Source organism: Actinoplanes sp. NPDC021490, from assembly GCF_055562135.1.
This window is the reverse complement of the sequence record NZ_JBVHFW010000009.1, coordinates 124818-142550: the sequence shown is the minus strand read 5'-3', so window position 1 is coordinate 142550 and position 17733 is coordinate 124818. Positions and strand designations below refer to the sequence as shown.

20 protein-coding genes are annotated in these 17733 nt (G+C 71.3%); 11 read left to right on the top strand and 9 right to left on the bottom strand.

Annotated elements, in window-relative coordinates:
* Positions 1 to 286 precede the first annotated feature (286 nt).
* From ACZ3I4_RS23880 to ACZ3I4_RS23850, 7 genes are read right to left on the bottom strand one after another with little or no spacing between them, the layout of a single operon-like run.
* Complete coding sequence (locus tag ACZ3I4_RS23880) at positions 287 to 2230, bottom strand: AAA family ATPase (RefSeq protein ID WP_465384214.1); 1944 nt, start codon at positions 2228 to 2230, stop codon at positions 287 to 289.
* Positions 2227 to 3468, bottom strand: coding sequence for a hypothetical protein (locus ACZ3I4_RS23875; protein WP_465384213.1), 1242 nt, complete (start codon positions 3466 to 3468; stop codon positions 2227 to 2229). Before ACZ3I4_RS23875 ends, ACZ3I4_RS23880 begins: the two co-directional genes overlap by 4 nt.
* Positions 3458 to 4093: a 4Fe-4S single cluster domain-containing protein gene (locus ACZ3I4_RS23870; protein ID WP_465384212.1), complete on the bottom strand. Its 636-nt coding sequence runs from the start codon at positions 4091 to 4093 to the stop codon at positions 3458 to 3460. Before ACZ3I4_RS23870 ends, ACZ3I4_RS23875 begins: the two co-directional genes overlap by 11 nt.
* Positions 4090 to 4983: a protein kinase domain-containing protein gene (locus ACZ3I4_RS23865; RefSeq protein WP_465384211.1), complete on the bottom strand. Its 894-nt coding sequence runs from the start codon at positions 4981 to 4983 to the stop codon at positions 4090 to 4092. Before ACZ3I4_RS23865 ends, ACZ3I4_RS23870 begins: the two co-directional genes overlap by 4 nt.
* On the bottom strand, positions 4980 to 5765 hold the full coding sequence (locus ACZ3I4_RS23860) for a protein phosphatase 2C domain-containing protein (RefSeq protein ID WP_465384210.1): 786 nt from the start codon (positions 5763 to 5765) through the stop codon (positions 4980 to 4982). Before ACZ3I4_RS23860 ends, ACZ3I4_RS23865 begins: the two co-directional genes overlap by 4 nt.
* Positions 5765 to 6547, bottom strand: coding sequence for a vWA domain-containing protein (locus tag ACZ3I4_RS23855; RefSeq protein ID WP_465384209.1), 783 nt, complete (start codon positions 6545 to 6547; stop codon positions 5765 to 5767). Before ACZ3I4_RS23855 ends, ACZ3I4_RS23860 begins: the two co-directional genes overlap by 1 nt.
* Positions 6547 to 6804 carry a hypothetical protein gene (locus ACZ3I4_RS23850; RefSeq protein WP_465384208.1) on the bottom strand — a complete coding sequence of 86 codons (258 nt, stop codon included), beginning with the start codon at positions 6802 to 6804 and terminating at the stop codon, positions 6547 to 6549. Before ACZ3I4_RS23850 ends, ACZ3I4_RS23855 begins: the two co-directional genes overlap by 1 nt.
* Before the next feature lie 95 nt (positions 6805 to 6899).
* Between ACZ3I4_RS23850 and ACZ3I4_RS23845 the strand changes: the two genes are divergently transcribed.
* The 4 genes from ACZ3I4_RS23845 to ACZ3I4_RS23830 all read left to right on the top strand — a co-directional run bounded on the left by ACZ3I4_RS23845 (position 6900) and on the right by ACZ3I4_RS23830 (position 9890).
* Positions 6900 to 7412 carry an Arc family DNA-binding protein gene (locus tag ACZ3I4_RS23845; RefSeq protein ID WP_465384207.1) on the top strand — a complete coding sequence of 171 codons (513 nt, stop codon included), beginning with the start codon at positions 6900 to 6902 and terminating at the stop codon, positions 7410 to 7412.
* Between the two features lie 79 nt (positions 7413 to 7491).
* On the top strand, positions 7492 to 8334 hold the full coding sequence (locus ACZ3I4_RS23840) for a DUF4097 family beta strand repeat-containing protein (protein WP_465384206.1): 843 nt from the start codon (positions 7492 to 7494) through the stop codon (positions 8332 to 8334).
* 32 nt (positions 8335 to 8366) lie between these two features.
* Positions 8367 to 9125, top strand: a complete 759-nt coding sequence (locus ACZ3I4_RS23835) for an ABC transporter ATP-binding protein (RefSeq protein ID WP_465384205.1) — start codon at positions 8367 to 8369, stop codon at positions 9123 to 9125.
* Between the two features lie 3 nt (positions 9126 to 9128).
* A complete protein-coding gene (locus tag ACZ3I4_RS23830; RefSeq protein ID WP_465384204.1) occupies positions 9129 to 9890 on the top strand; it encodes an ABC transporter permease in 762 nt (253 codons plus the stop codon).
* Positions 9891 to 10160: 270 nt separating this feature from the next.
* Here the strand turns inward: ACZ3I4_RS23830 and ACZ3I4_RS23825 are convergent, their stop codons facing one another.
* Entirely contained in the window at positions 10161 to 10736 is a 576-nt protein-coding gene (locus ACZ3I4_RS23825) for an acyl-CoA thioester hydrolase/BAAT C-terminal domain-containing protein (protein WP_465384420.1), read from the bottom strand.
* A gap of 392 nt (positions 10737 to 11128) precedes the next feature.
* Between ACZ3I4_RS23825 and ACZ3I4_RS23820 the strand changes: the two genes are divergently transcribed.
* Genes ACZ3I4_RS23820 through ACZ3I4_RS23805 form a run of 4 tightly spaced genes read left to right on the top strand, consistent with a single transcriptional unit; the run spans position 11129 to position 14571 of the window.
* Positions 11129 to 12121, top strand: a complete 993-nt coding sequence (locus ACZ3I4_RS23820) for a metal ABC transporter substrate-binding protein (protein WP_465384203.1) — start codon at positions 11129 to 11131, stop codon at positions 12119 to 12121.
* A 1-nt stretch (position 12122) separates the two neighbouring features.
* Positions 12123 to 12875, top strand: coding sequence for a metal ABC transporter ATP-binding protein (locus ACZ3I4_RS23815; RefSeq protein ID WP_465384202.1), 753 nt, complete (start codon positions 12123 to 12125; stop codon positions 12873 to 12875).
* Positions 12872 to 13720, top strand: coding sequence for a metal ABC transporter permease (locus ACZ3I4_RS23810; protein ID WP_465384201.1), 849 nt, complete (start codon positions 12872 to 12874; stop codon positions 13718 to 13720). Before ACZ3I4_RS23815 ends, ACZ3I4_RS23810 begins: the two co-directional genes overlap by 4 nt.
* Positions 13717 to 14571, top strand: a complete 855-nt coding sequence (locus ACZ3I4_RS23805; protein WP_465384200.1) for a metal ABC transporter permease — start codon at positions 13717 to 13719, stop codon at positions 14569 to 14571. The genes ACZ3I4_RS23810 and ACZ3I4_RS23805 overlap by 4 nt, the downstream gene beginning before the upstream one ends.
* On the opposite strand, the gene ACZ3I4_RS23800 is transcribed toward ACZ3I4_RS23805, so the two are convergent.
* Positions 14534 to 15196: a TetR/AcrR family transcriptional regulator gene (locus ACZ3I4_RS23800; protein WP_465384199.1), complete on the bottom strand. Its 663-nt coding sequence runs from the start codon at positions 15194 to 15196 to the stop codon at positions 14534 to 14536. The two genes, ACZ3I4_RS23805 and ACZ3I4_RS23800, sit on opposite strands and share 38 nt — an antisense overlap.
* Before the next feature lie 70 nt (positions 15197 to 15266).
* On the opposite strand from ACZ3I4_RS23800, the gene ACZ3I4_RS23795 reads away from it, so the two are divergent.
* From ACZ3I4_RS23795 to ACZ3I4_RS23785, 3 genes are all read left to right on the top strand, one after another.
* Complete coding sequence (locus tag ACZ3I4_RS23795; protein WP_465384198.1) at positions 15267 to 15725, top strand: YybH family protein; 459 nt, start codon at positions 15267 to 15269, stop codon at positions 15723 to 15725.
* Positions 15726 to 15913: 188 nt separating this feature from the next.
* Positions 15914 to 16747 (top strand): slipin family protein, encoded by an 834-nt coding sequence (locus ACZ3I4_RS23790; protein WP_465384197.1) that lies wholly within the window; start codon positions 15914 to 15916, stop codon positions 16745 to 16747.
* A 17-nt stretch (positions 16748 to 16764) separates the two neighbouring features.
* The gene (locus tag ACZ3I4_RS23785; protein WP_465384196.1) at positions 16765 to 17697 is read left to right on the top strand and encodes a nucleoside hydrolase; all 933 of its coding nucleotides are present in this window, start codon (positions 16765 to 16767) and stop codon (positions 17695 to 17697) included.
* Positions 17698 to 17733: the final 36 nt, after the last annotated feature.

Genomic DNA, 17733 nt, shown 5'->3' with positions numbered 1-17733 from the left:
CGTCCTGCGACAGCTCCAGCCAACGCTGCCGGGCGAGATGCCCGTACTCGACGACCTCGCCGTCCACGTCGATCAACAAGGCGGTGAGATTCTTCGGGTAGAACTGCGACGTGCCCGGCCATCGGTCCTTGATGGACATGCTTCGTCGGCTGGGCTCCTTGTTGGCCTCGGTGACCTCGCACCAGGCGTATCCGGTGCCGTGGGTGCCGAAGTCGATCGCCGCGACCACCGGCCAAGTCGATTCCATCGGTGTTCCTTTCTGAGTGGTCAGGACGACTCTGCGTGGTCAGGACGACGCGGGTCGCACGGTGGCCAGGCGGGCGCCCGGCTCGACGAGGACGTCGTAGGCGCGGCCGCGGCCGTCCCGGTCGATCGCGGCGGCCAGCGGCTCCAGGACCACCCGGTCGAGCGCGGGGCGGATCATGCGGCCGCCGAGTTGCAGGGAGCGGGGGTCGGCCATCTCGGTGCGGATCACCTCGAGCACCGAGTCGGTGTCGATGCGCACGGTGGTGCCGACCCGGTCGGCCGAGGCCACGAGCTGGCCGAGGAACTTGGTGGCGATCGCGTCGACGTATTCGGGCCGCAGCACGTCGAACGGGACGATGCCGTTGCCGATGCGGCCGAGCAGCTCGGGCCGGCGCAGCACGTTGTTGAAGTGGTTCCGCACGGCCGTCATGAAGTGGTCGCTGACCTGCTCGTAGGTGGGCAGTTCCTGGCCCGGCCCGAGCCAGTCGCCGACCCGCTCGGCGCCGATGTTCGAGGTCAGGATGATCAGGGTCTGCGAGAAGTACGTGGTCTGCCCGAGCCCGTCGGTCAGGCGGCCGTCCTCGAAGATCTGCAGGAACTTGTCCAGCACCCGCGCGTCGGCCTTCTCGATCTCGTCGAACAGCAGCACGCTGAACGGCCGCGCGTTGACCGCGTTGGTCAGTTCGCCACCGTTCTCGTGGCCGACGAAACCGGGTGGCGCGCCGGTGAGCCGCTCGGCCGAATGCTTCTCGGCGAAGGTCGACATGTCGAACCGGATCAGCGCGCTCTCGTCCTCGAAGATGAGTTCGGACAGCGCCTTGGCCAGTTCGGTCTTGCCGGTGCCGGTCGGGCCGGTGAAGAAGAAGATGCCCTTGGGCCGGGCCTCCAGGCTGAACGGGTCGGCGACGAAGCCCAGCCCGCTGGTGGCGGTGGTCAGCGCCCGGCTCACCTGCTGCACCGCGGCGTCCTGGCCGATCACCCGCCGGCCCAGTCGCTCGGGGGCGTCGGTGGTGCCGCCGGCCAGCCGGGCCCACGGATCCTCCCGCGCCCCGAACAGCGTCCGGTTGACCAGTTCCCGCGGCTCGGTCAGCGACACCCGTTCCAGGACGCTGGTGCGGCGCAGCCCGCCGAGGTCGGTGATGCTCATGCCCTCGGTGAGGTTGGCCAGCGTCCGGACGGACTGCTGGACCTGCTCGGCGGTGGGGGCCGGGGTGGCCCGGAAGAAGTCGCCGGCGTCGCGGGACAGGAAGACCTGCCGCTCGCGGAACGTCGGCCGGGTCACCTCCAGCGGCACCACGAACGGCTCGTTGCGGTAGAGCCAGGACGGCACGGCCGACAGCTCGGGGGTGATCAGCACGAGCTGGTTGCGGGCCAGCCCGTTCTCCGCCTCGGCCGCCTCCAGCATCGCCTTCTTGACCAGCACCAGCAGGTCACGGTTGGGCCGGTCGGCGTGCTCGGCGTCGGTCAGCAGCAGCTCGGCGAAGTCGACCAGGAACGCGGCCGGCTCCCGGTTCTGGGCCAGCGCGCCCCGGATGGCGGCCAGCGCCTGTTCGGGGGTCGCGTACGTCACCGGGGTCTGGGACGCGGCGTTCATGCTGGCCCGCATGGCCTCCCGGCGGCTGCGCGCGGCCTCCGCCGCACCCTCGCCGGCCGGTTCCGCCGGGCCGTCGGGCGCCACCGGTGGCGTGCCCCCGCCGAGCAGCGTGTGCATCCGCGCGGCCCCGTCCGGCGAGGCGAAGGTCAGCCCGTCCACCTGGTCGTAGGAGCCGATCAGGCGGTACCGCAGCGAGCGCAGCATCTCCGGCAGCGCCTCGCGCAGCGGCACGAACCGGTTGTTCCACAGCACCGAGTCGTGCACGTTGCCGTGCAGGATGATGTGCCGGCCGCGCACGGCGTCGGCGAAGAACCGCCGCACCCACACCGCCGAGCGGCCGATCCGCTGGGTGCTGTCGGCCTGCCCGCGGCCGTTGGTGACCGCGCTCACCGGCCACCACCCTGGTTCTTGCCCCGCCCGTGCGGCAGCGGCACCTCACCCTTGCGGATCTGCCGCGGCTTCTTGCCCTCCCACATCAGCTCACCGGTGCCGACGTCGTTCTTCTCCAGCTCGGAGTGGAACTTCTCCAGCATCGCCGAGGTGAGATCGCAGACCGGGACGTCACCGTCGGCGGTGTGCTCGACGGTGAAGTCGTGGCCGTCGGCGTGATAGACGATCTGGGGCCCGTCCGCGCCGTGGGTGACGGCGATCCGGACCGGGTGCCGCCCGGCGTCGCGCGCGGTGAACCGGCCGCCCGACCCGACGAACTCCAGCGATCCGGCCTCGACGGTGAGCCCGGCCGCGGGCAGCGCCGCCTGCATGGCCTTCACGATCTCGGTGGTGCGGTCCTGCTCGACCTGCCAGCGGTCGAACGCCACGGCGATCGCCGAGCCGGCCCGGCCGGTGTCCGCGGTCAACCGGCGCGCGGCCGGCACGTCGCCCGCGTCCGCGGCCTCGCCCAGCCGCCGCAGGGTCTGCTCGGCCGGGGCGAAGTCGTCCAGATCGGAGGCGGCCTCGGCCTTGGTGATCTCGTCGAGCAGCCGGCGCAGGGTGCCGCTCGCCGCGGCCGCCGCCTCGCGCATCTCGGCCAGCTCGATCCGGCGGTTCCGGGCCCGGGTCAGGTGCTCGTCGACCGCCCGGGCCAGCCCCGGATAGAGCCGGTCGAACGCGGCCGTGTCACCGGCCGCCGCCGTGGCCTGATCCACCAGGGTGTCCACCCGGCCCCGGTCGGCCGGGTCGAGCTCGCGGCGGTCGGGCTCGGTGGCCAGACTCGCCCGCAAGGCGGCCAGCGCCTGGTCGCGCCGGCGCCGGGCCAGCACGTCGTTGACCTGACCGGTGAGCTGCTGCAGGGCCGCCTCGGCGGCGGCCACCCGCTGCGCCGCCTGCGCCCCCAGCGACTCGTCGGCCGCCCCGGAGCTGACCTCGCGGGCGACGCCCAGCTCGCGGACCACCTCGTCGTGCCGGGCGGCCAGGCCCGTGTCGGCGGCGTCGGAACGGGACTTGCGGGCCCGGGCGAGGAGCGCGTCGACCCGGCCGAGCAGGTCCTCCCGCATCGCCGCCAACCGGCGCATCCGGGCCTCGTGCTCCTGCTGAGCGCGGACGCGTTCGCGCTCCAGCCGGCGCTGCTCGATCTCGGCCTCCCGGGCCGCCGCCAGATAGGCGGCGGTGTACTTGGGGCTACGGGACATCGGGCTCTCCCTCCACGGTGAACTGCACGCCCTGCGTCCGCATGGCGCTTTCGAAGCTCGAGCGGAAACCGGCGACCGGTGGCACACCGATCCAGCTGATCCGGCCGTCGTCGACGGCGAACTCCAGCCCGGCGAACTCGTCCGGCTCGTCCGGCCGGTGCCGGCCGGTCAGGTAGTGCAGGCGCTGGTTGCGTGAGCCGCGCCAGCGCAGCGGGGCGTGCTGCGCCTGCACGTACGGGCCGTCGACCAGCAGATCGAGGCGGGACAGCAACGCCCGCTGGTCGTCGGTGCCGTGCCGGCGCAGATGCGCGAGCGTGAACCCGGAGTAGGCCATCACCGACCAGTCCCGTTCGGCCCGGATCCGGTCGGCCAGCTCGGCCAGTCCCGCGGCCTGGGCCATCGGCTCCCCGCCGGAGAAGGTGATCCCGGTGACGTCGCCGGGCAGCGCGAGGAACCGGGCCGCCAGGTCGTGCACGGTCCTGGTGGTGCCGCCTTCGAACGGGATGTCCTCGGCCGAGATGCAGCCCGTGCAGTTCAGCGGGCAGCCGCGCACCCACAGCGCGGCGCGGATTCCGGGACCGAGCACCTCGGTGCGGTCGGCGACCCGGCTGATCGATAGGTTCATGCGGCGGCCTCACTGAGTGTGTACGCCCAGGCCGACGCGGTCGGCCGGTGGCGGGGATCGGTGCGGCCGGGACCGAAACAGGCCTCGAACAGCCGCTGGACGGAGGCGGGGGCCGGCATCGGCGGCCGGGGGCCCGGCAGCGTCATCGGATGGCCGAGCAGCCAGCACCGTCCCGCCTCGACGTTGCTGACCTCGTCGTACGGGGGCGGGGCACCGGGCCGGACACCGGCGAACGGGTGCATCCCGAGCAGCATCTCGCCGACCATCACGGCCAGCGCCCAGCGGTCGCTGAAGTCGGTGCGGGCGACGCCGGGCGGACGGCCCAGCAGTTCCGGCGCCTTGTATTCGTCCCGCGAGAACGGGCACGGCAGCGGCGGCCGCCCGGGCCGGCCCGGCACCTGCCAGCCGTCGACGTCGATCAGCGTGACCCGGGCCTGCCGGGTGGTGAAAACGTTGGCCGGGGCCAGGTCGCCGACGACCACCCCGGCCCGGTGCAGCCGGGCCAGCGTGCCGGCCAGGTCGGCCGCGGCCGCGACCAGTGCGCCGCCGGGTCCCTTGGCCCGGCCGCGCAGCACGTCGGTCAGGGGACGGTAGGTGGCCGGCGACAGATACGGCATCACCAGCCCGGCCGGCATCCGGTCGCGCTCGTCGAGGAGCCGCCCGACCGGCCACGCGGCCCCGTCGGGGGCGGCCCGGCGCAGGCCGGGCGAGGCCAGCGCGTCGAGACGCTCGTCCAGGCGGCGCCGGTGCGACGGCCGGAGGATCTTGGCGACCAGCCCGGGCTCGTCGTCGATCCGCCACACCTCGCCCTGCGCGCCCACGGTTCCGACCCGGGCCCCGAGCGTCACCACCCGGCGCCGGGCGCCGTCGTCGAGGACGAACCGGCTCACTGCGTCACCGCCACGACCAGGGTCTTGTCGTCGGTGGTGAGCCGGCTGATCCGGTCCGAGGCGAGCAGCCGCACGAGCAGCGTCTCGTCCTCGCCGCCGGCCGCCCGGGTGAAGACCGGCTCGAAGAACGGCTCATGCGGGCGCTGAGCGACCGAGGCCTCGTAGGTCAGGCCGACCTGACTCAGCCCGTCCGTGCTGACCGCGAGGCCGTCGAGGCCGGGCAGCCGGGCCACCAGCAGCCGGGCCCGCCCGCGCGCGTTGCCGCTGGTGACGAAGACCGTGCGGCCCGGGTCCACGCCGGGGGCCGGAGCGTGCGGCTCGTCGGGCGCCAGCAGCAGGTCGAGCTGGTCGCCGCGGCGGGCCACCGCGAAGCCGTCGCCGACCGCGATCGCGGCCACCCACGGCTCGGCCAGCACGACCAGGGTCAGCGTGGTGCCCAGGGCGCCCGGCTCGGGCCGGCCGAGGATTGCCCGGGAGGTGTCGCGGGCCAGATCGGCGAAGGTGCCGAGCACGGTGCCGAGAACGTCGTCCAGCCAGGCCGTCCAGGCCGCGCCGCCGGTCGGTGACGGGTCGAGCCGGGCCCAGGCGGTCTCGGCCGCGAGCGCGGCCGCCGCGTGCGCCCCGACGGCGGCCAGCGGCGCGCTGCTGCCCCCGTCGGCCACCGCGATGACCAGGTGGGAGTCGTCCGAGCGTACGGCGAAAGCGTCTTGGCAGTCGACCGTCGACCGCACGTGCTGCAGCCCGGGAACGGCGGCCGCGGTCACCCGCCAGCGCTGACCCATCAGTCCTGCTCACCGTCGAACAGTTCGCGCAGCGGCCCGTACGGGTCATCGGCCGAGGAGGCGATGGTGATCAGTTCGAGCAGCTGGCCGAAGTCGAACCCGGCCAGCGGGAAGTAGCCGCGGTCGCCGGCCAGCGCGCGCAGCACCCGGTCGTCGCTCTCCGGCACGCCGAAGGCCAGCAACTGGGTACGGCGTTGCTCGCGCCGCTCGGCCAGGTCGGCGGCGACGGCCCGCCAGGCGTCCCGGGGCAGGTTCTTGTCGTTCGGGCTGCCGTCGGTGAACATCATCAGCCGGACCGGCCCGGTGGTCAGCCCGCTCTCGGACAGCACCCGGACCCGCTCGTCGCCCACCCGCAGCGCGACCTTGAGCGCCGAGACCATCGGCGTGGTTCCCCCCGCGGTGAACCGGTCGACCCGCAGCCGCGCGGCCGGCATGAAGCCACCGTCCTCCGGCGTCCGGCCCTCGACCGGCGTGCCGTCCTCGCCGAACTCGACCCGGCCGTCCGGACCGTGCAGCCGGACGACCCGGCTGCCGAAGGTCAGCACCGCGAACTCGACGTCACGCAGCTCGCCGGCGCCGCGCTCGTGCACCTGCGGCAGCCACTGCTCGATGTGCGTGTTGAGCGAGTCCACCGGCCGCACCCCGCCGCGGGTGACGCCCATCGAGCCCGACAGGTCGAACAGCAGCAGGACGAGCCGGCGGCGGTGGCTGTCCTCGTTGGGTTCGAAGTCGCCCAGGGAATCGTCGTCGTCGACGAACTCGAAGCCGACGTCGAGAGCCATCAGCGCACTTCCTCTCGGGCACGGGGCGAGGCGGTCCACACGTCGCCCTCCTGGTCATAGGTGACGGACACGCGGCCGCCGCGGCCCGGTGGATCGCCCGGCCCGGCCCAGATCGCCGGCTCGACCACGCCGCCGACCTCGACCAGACCGGCCGGGGTGAGGACGGCGTGCACCGTGCCGGTGGCCGGGCCCGGCGGCTGGTCCGGTCCGGCCGGGGATCGCCCGAGAATCCGTCGCAGCCAGTCCCGAATCGCCATGCCGATACCTGACGGACAGGGCGCAGGTGCCAGGTGGTGCCACGTGTGTGCCACTTCGGTTGTGTCTGGTGCCAAGCATGTGCCATAGTGGTGCCATGGACTTGACCTCGTATGTGAGCAACCTCGGCCGCGAGTTCGCGACTCTGGCCGAAGCCGGTGGTGAGGAGTCGCGTGCGCTGGTCGAGCGCCTGACCGGGTCGCTGGAATCGGCCATCCGGATGACCCTGCTGGACGCGCTGTCGGCCGCCGCCGACGAGATCACCCGCGATCTGGCGCCGGGCTCGGTCGAGTTGCGGCTGCGCGGCCGCGACCCCGAGTTCGTGGTGACCACGCCGCCGGCCGAGACGACGGCGCCGGTCGCCGCCGAGCCGATGGCGCCGTCCGACGAACTGCCCTTCGCCGAGGACGGACCGGCCGCCCGCATCAACGTCCGCATGCCCGAGCAGCTCAAGACGGCCATCGAGGAGGCCGCGGCCAAGGAGGGCCGCTCGGTCAACGCCTGGCTCGTGCGGGCCGCCACCACCGGCCTCCTGCGCCCCGGGCCGAAAGCCGAGCCGCGCCCCGCCGCCAAGCGGGCGGTGCAGGGCTTCACCGGCTGGGTGCGCTGACCCTCCCTTCCTCCTCTTTCACCCTTCCGCGTCCCTGACCTGCGGGGACGAACCACCTACCTCCGAAGTGGGGACCACCATGCCTGAATTCGACACCCCCGAATCGATCTCCGTCACCGTCGAGCTCGCCGTGGGCGACGTCCGGTTCGCCGCGAGCGACCGTGCCAGCACGGTCGTCGAGGTCCGCCCGACCGACGAGACCGCCGAATCCGACGTCGAGGCGGCCCGGCAGGTCCGGGTCGACTACACCGGCGGCACGCTGCGGGTGATCGGCCCGAAGCGGTACTTCGACTTCTCCCGCAAGACCAAGTCGGTCGACGTGACCATCGAGCTGCCCCGGGACTCGCGGGTGAACGTCGAGCTGTCCGCGGGCGGCGTCCGCTGCACCGGGTCGCTGGGCGAATGCCGGTTCAAGACCTCGGCCGGCGACGTGCGGGCCGAGCGGACCGGCCCGCTGCGGCTGACCACCTCGGCCGGGCACGTCAGCGTCGAGGAGATCGCCGGTCACGCCGACATCGTCACCGGCTCCGGCAAGGTCCAGATCGGTGAGATCGCCGGCCCGGCCGTGATTAAGAACTCGAACGGAGACACGACCATCGACACGGTCACCGGGGACGTGCGGGTGCGCGCGGCCAACGGGGACGTCGCGATCGAACGGGCCGACGCCGGGGTCGACGCGAAGTCGGCCAACGGCAACATCCGGCTCGGCCAGGTGATCCGCGGCTCGGTCGTGCTGGCCACGGCCATGGGCAACCTCGACGTCGGCATCGCGCCCGGAACCGCCGCCTGGCTCGAGGTCAACACCGCGTTCGGGCACGTACGCAACCAGATGGACCACGCCACCGGGCCCGACGAGGCGAGCCAGACCGTCGAGGTGCGCGGCCGCACCTCGTACGGGGACATCACCATCCACCACTCCTGAGACCGATCCCCTCCCGGAAACGGAGCACCACCATGGACACGCAGCCAGCCATCAGCGTCAACGGATTGCGCAAGTCGTACGGGAAACTCGAAGTGCTCAAGGGTGTGGATTTCCAAGTGGCCCGGGGCAGCATCTTCGCCCTGCTCGGGTCGAACGGCGCGGGTAAGACCACCGTCGTGCGGATTCTCAGCACGCTGCTGAAACCCGATGCCGGCACGGCCATGGTGGCCGGGCACGACGTGGTCTCGCAGCCGGTGCAGGTCCGTGAATCGATCAGTTTGACCGGTCAGTTCGCGGCGGTCGACGAAATCCTCACCGGCCGGGAAAACCTCATCATGGTCGGGCGGCTGCGACGCGTGAAGAACGCCCAGCAGGTCGCCGACAGTTTGCTGGCTCGGTTCAGCCTGACCGAGGCGGGTGGGCGGCGGGTCGGCACCTACTCCGGGGGAATGCGCCGCCGCCTGGACATTGCGATGAGCCTGATCGGTGACCCGCCGGTCATCTTCCTCGACGAACCCACCACCGGGCTGGACCCGGAAGCGCGGATCGAGGTGTGGAACGAAATCCAGAAACTCGCCGGGGGCGGGACGACGGTGCTTCTGACCACCCAATATCTGGAAGAGGCCGAAAAGCTGGCCGATCGGATCGCGATCCTGCATGAGGGCACGATCATCGTGTCCGGCACCCTGGCCGACCTGCGGGCCTTGTTGCCGCCGGCGCAGGTGGAGTACGTCGAACGTCAGCCCACCCTGGAAGAAGTGTTCCTCTCCGTCGTCGGAAAGCAGGCCTGAGCCATGAGCACCCACGTTCTCGGCGACACCAATGTCATGCTCGGCCGGTCCATCAAACACGTCAGCCGCAGCCTCGACACCATCATCACCGTCACGATCATGCCGATCGCGTTCCTGCTGCTGTTTAGGTATGTGTTCGGCGGGGCCATCCAGACCGGCACCGACAACTACGTCAACTACCTGATGCCCGGTGTGCTGCTGATCGCGATCGCCAGTGGGATCTCCTACACCGGGTTCCGGTTGTTCAACGACATGAAAAGCGGCATCTTCGAACGGTTCCACTCGATGCCGATCGCCCGATCCTCGGTGTTGTGGGGCCATGTGCTGACCTCGATGGTGTCCAACGCCATCTCGGTGGTGGTGATTGTGCTGGTCGGTCTGGGTATCGGCTTCCGCACGTCGGCGAATGTGTTCGCCTGGCTGGCGGTGGCGGGGATCCTGGCGGTGTTCACCCTGGCGTTGACGTGGCTGGCCATCGTGGCCGGGTTGAGCGCGTCCACCCCGGACGGGGCGTCGGCGTTCTCCTACCCGCTGATCTTCCTGCCGTTCATCAGCTCGGCGTTCGTACCGACCGAGACGATGCCCGGCCCGGTCCGTGCGTTCGCCGAGAACCAGCCGGTCACCGCGATCGTCAACTCCATCCGCGCCCTGTTCGACCAGCAACCCGTCGGCACCGACATCTGGACCGCGCTGGCCTGGTGCGCCGGCATCCTCGTGGTCGCGTACGGCTTCGCCATGATGGCCTACAAGAAGAAGATCGCCTGACCTGCCGATTCACCGAGGGGCCGGACTCGCATCGAGTCCGGCTCTGCCCGCGGTCAGCGACCGAAGTGGACGACTCCGGCCCAATGGGAGAGCGGATGGTCGAGAAATGCCAGTTGGGCCGTGCGTAAGGCGTCGGCCGGACGTTCGGTCCAGCTCGTGCTCCGACATGGCCGCCCCCTAACGGAGGAACTGACGGACGGGACGCGGCGCTGTCCGGGGGACCCGGGCTTTCCCGAGCGGCGGGAGCAAGTGCCTGGCCGAACCGGGCCGTCAGCGGGGAGGTTGCGTCCGGGCCGCGAGAAAGTTGAGCAGCTTGGACCAGGCGTCCAGGCGGCCGAGGGCGTCCGCCTGCTGGGTGCCGCCGAGGTCGTCGTCGGGCGTGTTGGCCCCTCCCGCCACCGGGATTCCGACGTTGTGGCCGGCGTCCGGCACCTGCAGCTCGGCGTAGGGCCGCGTGGGCAGCCGGTCGCCGATCGCCCGGGTGAACGGGCAGCTCGCCATGACCGCGTCGTCTTGGCCGCAGAGCAGGAACACCGGGCCGCGTATGCGTTCCACCGGGATTCTCGCCCGGTCATCGGCCGGTCGCGGGTCGTTCTTCTCGGTGTTGTCGACGTACGGGATCGGGCGCCCGCGCAAGGTCCAGGCCGGTCCGATCCCGGTGGGATAGCTGGCGTGCACGACCGAGCTGGGGGAGCCGGCGATGACCCCGTCGACCAGTCCGGGAAAGTTGACGGCGAGCAGGAGCGCGGCCTCCGAGCCGCGGGAGAAGCCGTAGACCTCGATCCGGTGCGGGTCCACTCCGGGTTGGCGGGCCAGCCACTGTGCGGCGGTGGCGAAGTATTCCAGCGGGATGTTGTTCAGAGTTTCCGGCTGCCCGGGAACGTGGAAGTAGCCGATACCCAGCGCCGGATAGCCCTTCGCAGCCAGGGCCCGGGCGACGAGGGCTCCGTTGGCCGTCCCGCCGTCGGAGCCGCCATGTCACCCCCATGACGAATCAGCGATCAGTCAACCAAACCCGATAGCGGCTTCGCCACCCGTACCCGAACGCGTTTTCGCCTGTCTCGGAACCCGTCGGGCTCGCCTCCGCCGATCGATCCGGGGCTCGCGCGGCCGCACTTCGTCTGGCGCGGGGCTCCTGCCCGGGGCGGGCCGGATGCGCATATGTCGAAATCACGATGCGCTTATGAATGCGGCACGGAAACATGCACGGATGGTCATCTTGCCATTAGACCGTTGTTATGGAAACGATTATCGTTTTGCTCCTGAACGACGGGAGCGGAATGATGAAGAACCGGAAAAGCCGGCTGGGAATCGCGGTTGTGGCGGCGGCCGTGGTGGCGGGTTGCGGGTCCGGCGGGGGCGGGGCTGAACCGGCGGCCGGCGGGAGCGCTGCGAAGCTCGCGGTTGTCGCCACGACGCCCGAGGTGGCGGACTTCGTGCGGAACGTCGGTGGCGACGCGGTCTCGGTCACGCAGATCATCAAACCCAACGTCGACCCGCACGACTTCGAGCCCACACCGGCCGACATCAAGGCCATTGCCGAGGCGAAGGTCGTCGTCAAGAACGGGGTGGGGCTGGAGGAATGGCTCGATCGCACCGTGGCGGCGTCGGGATTCTCGGGGGACGTGGTCGACTCCAGCCAGGGAGTGAAGTTGCGCGAGGGCGGGCACGACCACGAAGAAGGCGAAGAGCACGATCCGCACATCTGGCATGACCCGCGGAACGCCAAAACCATGGTCGGCAACATCGAGAAGGGTCTGGCCGGGGCCGACCCGTCGCGGGCCGGGGAATTCGCGAGCAATTCGGCGGCGTACGGGAAAGTACTGGACAAGCTGGACGCGGAGAACGAGGCCGCTTTGGCCAAACTGCCCGCCGGCGATCGCAAACTCGTCACCAATCATGACGCCCTCGGCTATTACGTCGATCGCTACAAGCTGCAATTCGTCGGGTCGGTCATTCCCAGCCTGGACACCTCGGCCGAATTGTCGGCCAAGCAGCTGAGCGATCTGGTGGCGAAGATCAAGGCGACCGGCACCAAGGCGATCTTCACCGAGAGCTCACTGCCGCCCAAGGCCGTGGAAGCCATCGCGCAGCAGGCCGGGGTCGAGGTGATCGGCGGGGAGAACGCGCTCTACGGCGACAGCCTGGACGAGCCGGGCACGCCGGAAGGCACCTATCTGGGCGCCGAACGGCACAACACCGAGGTGATCGTTTCCGGTCTGGGCGGCTGAGGTGGGCTCCGCGGCACTCGAATACCGGCGGGCCGGTCTGGGCTATCACGGGAAAATCGTGCTGAGCGGGGTCGACTTCACCCTGCGGGCGGGGCAGAGGCTGGCGCTGGCCGGGCCGAACGGCGCCGGGAAGTCGACGCTCATCAAGTCGATGCTCGGGCTGGTCGACGTCCTCGAGGGGAGGGCCACCGTTTTCGGCCGCGACCCCCGCGAGGCTCGCGGGCAAGCCGGCTACGTGCCGCAGACCGGCAGCCTCGACGCCGACTTTCCGGTCAGCGCCCGGCAGGTGGTGATGATGGGCCGCTACCGGCGGATCGGCTGGTGGAGGCCGGCCCGGGCCGGGGACCGCCGGGCCGTCGCCGAGGCGCTGGACCGGGTCGGGCTGGCCGGGCAGGCGGGACACCGGTTCGGCACGCTCTCCGGTGGGCAGCGGCAACGGGTGCTGCTGGCCCGGGCCCTCGCGGCCGAACCCCGGCTGCTGCTGCTGGACGAGCCGTTCAACGGGGTCGACGTGATCAGCCAGGAAGCCATTGTGCGGGTGCTGCGCGAATTGAGCGCGGCCGGCGCCGCGCTGGTGATCAGCACTCACGACCTGACCGTGGCGCGGGATCTGGCCGACCTGGTGTGCCTGGTCAACGGGCGGCAGTGGGCGGTCGGTCCGCCGTCCGCGACGTTGACGGCCGGGCCGCTGCGGCAGACGTACGGGGGAAACGTCGTTGATCTCGACCGGACGATGATGCTGGTCGAGCCGTGATCGAGCCGTTCACGCTGCCGTTCATGGGCCGGGCGCTGGCCGAGATCGTGCTGCTGGCCCTGATCTGCGGTCCGATCAGCGTTTTCGTGTACTTGCGCCGCCTCTCCTTCGTCTCCGACGCGCTCACCCACACCGTCTTCCCGGGTGTCGTCATCGGGTTCGTCGCCGGTGGCCTTTCCGGTGTGTTCGCCGGGGCGCTGGTCGCCGCGCTGCTCACCGCCGTGGTGCTGACCGTGCTGACCCGCGGTGCCCGGGTGTCCGACGACACGGCCACGGCTGTCGTGCTGACCGCGATGTTCTCGATCGGCGTGGTGCTGGTCTCGCGCCGGTCCTCGTACACCTCCGACCTGACGTCGTTCCTGTTTGGACGGCTGCTGACCGTGACACCGCAACAGATTGCCGAGACCGCCGTGCTGGCCGCCGTGGTTCTCGTCGCCCTGCTCGTCGGGGCCAGAGCGATGTTCTTCCGTACGTTCGACCCGGCGGGCGCGGCCGCGGCCGGTTACCGGATCGCCGGGATCGACCTGTGGCTCAACGTGCTGGTGGCGCTCGTCGTCGTGGCCGCCGTCCGCGCGGTCGGCACGATTCTCGTGGTCGCGCTGCTCATCGTCCCGGCCGCCGCCGCCCGCATGGTGACCGACCGGCCGGCGGTCATGGCCGTCATCGGCACGGTGCTGATCGCCGGGGCCGGGTATGCGGGCCTGCTGCTCAGCTGGACCGCGTCGCTCGAGTACGGGGTCTCGCTGACCTCCGCCTCGGCCGTGGTGCTGCTGCTGGTCGCCGCCTATCTGGTGCTGATCCCCGTACGGCTTGTCCGTGCCCGCCACCCGGTGGGGCGGACATGAACTGGTGGGACGACGCGCTGCACCGGGCGGTCGCCGAGGTCGTGCTGGCGGGGGCGCTCGCCGGGCTGGCCGGGGTGCACATCGTGCTGCGCCGGCTGTCGTTCTTCACGATGGCGCTGACCCACGCGACGTTCCCGGGCGTGGTCGCCGCCTCCATCATCGGCGTCAACATCATGCTGGGCGGCGCGGTGACCGGCGCGGTCGTCGCCCTGGGCGTGGCCGCCCTGACCCGCCGCCGCGGCCAGGACGCGGCCGCCGCCACCGGCGTGCTGTTGTCGGCCGGGTTCGCGCTCGGCGCGGCGCTGGTCGCCACCCAGAGCGGGTTCAGCCGTGACCTGTCCTCGTTCCTGGTCGGCTCGATCCTCACCGTGAGCGGGGCGGACCTGGTGACCACCGCGGTCGTGCTGGCCGTGGTGGCGGTGGTGCTGCTGGCCGGCGCCCGTCCGCTGCTGCAGATCGCCTTCGACCGGAACGGCGCGCAGGCGGCCGGGCTGTCGCTCGGCGCCTGGGACGTCGTGCTGCTGCTGACCATCGAGGTCGTCGTGGTCACGCTGGTGCCCGCGGTCGGCACGATCCTGGCCCTGTCGCTGATCGTCGCGCCCGCCGCCGCGGCCCGCCTCTGGTCCGAGCGGCTGCCGCTGATCACGGCGCTGGCCGTTCTTTTCGGCATGGGCAGCGGGCTCGCCGGGCTCTGGCTGTCGGCCCGATGGAACGTCGCCGCGGGCGCGAGCATCTCGCTGACGGCGACCGGTGTCCTGCTGCTGTCGTGGGCCGGCTCCCGGCTGCGCGCCGCGGTGGCCGCCGGGTCGCCGCTCAGCGCGCCTGGGGCAGCCCGGCCGCGGTTGCGGTGATCATGCGTTGCAGGGTGGGCCGGAAGGGCGGGAAGGTCTGCGCGATCCGCGGTTCGAGGTCGTACAGCTCCCGCAGCGCGGCCGAGGGCCGGGTCAAGGGGAACAGCTTGGTGACGAAGGCGCTGGCCGCCATGACCAGCGCGGCGCCGTCCAGCTCGGTCAGCTCGGGGGCGGCGGTGGCGATCTGCCGGCCGATCCGCATGTAGGTGCCGATCGCCCACTGCTTGTGGGTGCGCAGCGCGTCGACGGAGACGTTGTGTTCCAGCATCGTCTCGACGTGGGTGGTCAGGTCGCAGTACAGGGGGCGGTCCGCGTACGCCTCGGCCAGCACGGCCGCCACCCCGGCGAAACCACTCGCCCCGGGCAGCCCGGTGCTCACCGCCCCGGCCCAGTCCGTGCCCTCGCGCATGGTCAGCTGCAGATAGATCTCCTCGCGCGTCCCGAAATAGCGCAGCACGTTGGACTTGACCAGCCCGACCGCCTTGGCGATGTCACCGAGGCTGACCCGCGCGACCCCGGACCGCTCGGCGAGCTCACGAGCGGCGGCCAGGATCGCCTCGCGGCGCTGGTCCTTCTGCTCGGGGCGCCTGGCCCGCTGGAACGACGCTTCCATAACGGTCAGCATCGTAGACCAGCCTCTCAAGAGAACACCATTCTCTTGTTAAGAGTACGGTGTTCACCTACGCTCTCCCGTCATGACCGGCATCAGCACCGACCTCGATCGGACCATCGACTCCTTCGTGGCCGCCTTCAACGAGCCGCGGCCCGACCTCGACCGGGTCATGGCCTACTTCGCCGACGACGCCCGATACCTGCCCGGACACGGCCCCGAGCTGCGGGGCGCCGCTGCGATCCGCGCGGAGTTCAAGCCCCAGTTCGACGGGCGGTACGGCGCCATGACCTTCGACGTCTACGACAAGGTGATCGACGAGGAGCGCCGCCGGGCGACGATCCGCTGGGCCTGCCGGCTCGACCTCACCGGAGGCCACGGCCGGCGCGCGGCCCCGATGATGCGGTGGTTCGCGCGGCTGCGCTACGGCGGGCGGATGCAGTGGCACGGCCTGGACGTCTTCCACTTCGACACCGACGGCCGCATCACCGGCAAGTTCACGTACGCGACGTTCCGCCTGCCCCTCATGGAACGCGCCGGCTGAGGTAATTGCGTTGTGGCCCCCGGCCGGGGCTGTCACCCTGATCTTGGCCCCGGCGGCTTCAGAAGTACGCGCTTCCGCAACGGATGCATTGGCGATCAAACCACGCTGATCCGTTGTCCTCCTGGCGACCGATCCTTCACATCGGATCCGCTCCGGGGCCACCCCAAGACTTTTTGCAGAGGTGAAACATGTCCACGACTCCCGAGGTGATCGTCCACAGCGGATTCCGCGGCCTGCGCTACAGCGACGGCCGGTTCGACCAGGTGCTCGAGCCGGGCCGGTACGAGCTGCCCCGCCGTCCCCGGCTTCTGCGCAAGCTCGGTGGCGTCCGGCGCGTGCCGGCGGTCACGATCGTGCCGATCGATGTGCGCGAGCGCGAGCTCAACATCAAGGGCCAGGAGATTCTCACAGCCGACAAGGTCGCCGTACGCGTCAACATCGTCACCCACTTCCGGGTGGTCGATCCGCGGGCGGCCGTCGAGCAGGTGGCCGACTACACCGACCGCATCTACAGCGATGTGCAGCTGGCCGCGCGGCGCTCGCTCGCGTCCATGACGCTCGAGGCCATCCTGACCAACCGCAACCAGCTCAGCGAGGACATCCTGCGCGATGTCGAGGGCGTCTCGGCCGGCTACGGCGTGCAGATCATCCGGGCCGACGTGAAGGACCTGGTGTTCCCGGGCAACCTGCAGGAGATCATGAACCGGGTGCTCACGGCCCAGCGCATGGCCGAGGCGCAGATGGTCGAGGCCCGCACCCGGGCCGAGCGCGAGACCCTGGAGGCGGACTCGAAGGCGAATGCCGAGCGGGTCGCGGCCGAGGCCGACGCGGAGGCCAAGCGCATCCGGGCCGACGCCGAGGTGGACGTGCTGCGCCGGCTGGCCGCGGCGGCCGAGGCGTACGCTCAGCACCCGGCCCTGCTGCGGCTGCGGGAGCTCGAGACGCTCGGCTCGCTGGGCGCCAACGCGGCCGCGCGCCTGTACATCGGCTTCGACAAGCACAGCGACCTCGGAGCGGAGTGACCACGACGAGGAGTCCGATGCCCCAACCCGTGATCATCGACTGCGACCCGGGGCACGACGACGCCCTCGCCCTGCTGCTGGCCGCCGGCGATCCCCGGATCCGGCTGCTCGGCGTGACCACCGTCGCCGGAAATCAGACCCTCGACAAGACCACCCGCAACGCGCAGCGGATTCTGGCCCTGGCCGGCGCGACCGGTGTCCCGCTGGCCGCCGGTTGTGACCGGCCGCTGACCGGCGAGCTGACCGTGGCCGACTACATCCACGGCGCGTCCGGGCTCGACGGTCCCGACCTGGACGTGCCGGTCGCGGCGACGGCCGGGGTGCACGCGGTCGAGCTGATGCGCCGGCTGATCGCCGGGTCGGCCGAGCCGGTCACCCTGATCGCGCTCGGCCCGCTGACCAACGTGGCGCTGCTGCTGCGCACCCATCCGGAAGCCCTTTCCCGTGTACGCCGCATCGTGTTCATGGGCGGCTCGACCGAGCGGGGCAACACGACCCCGTACGGGGAATTCAACATCGTCACCGACCCGGAGGCGGCCGACATCGTGGTGCGCTCGGGGCGGCCGGTCACGATGGTCGGTCTCAACGTGACGCACCAGGCGCGGGCCACGCCCGAGATCATCGCCGAGTTCCAGGCCCTGGGCACCCGGACGGGCCGGGTCTGCGCCGAGCTGATGACGTTCTTCGCGGGGGCGTACCTGCGCAACTTCGGCCTCGCCGACCCGCCCGTGCACGACCCGGTCGCCGTGGCCTGGGTGCTCGACCCCGAACTGGTCCGGACCGTCCCGGCGCCGCTGGCGATCGAGCTGACCGGCGCACACACCCGCGGCGCCACCGTGGTCGACCTGCACCACCGCACGGGCCGGCCGGCCAACGCCGAGGTCGCCGTCGGACTGGACACCGAAGCCTTCTGGCGTACGCTCATGGCCGCAGTCTCTAAGTATGCTTAGAAGCGCTCTGACCAGCGGAAATAGGTAGGCGCTTCC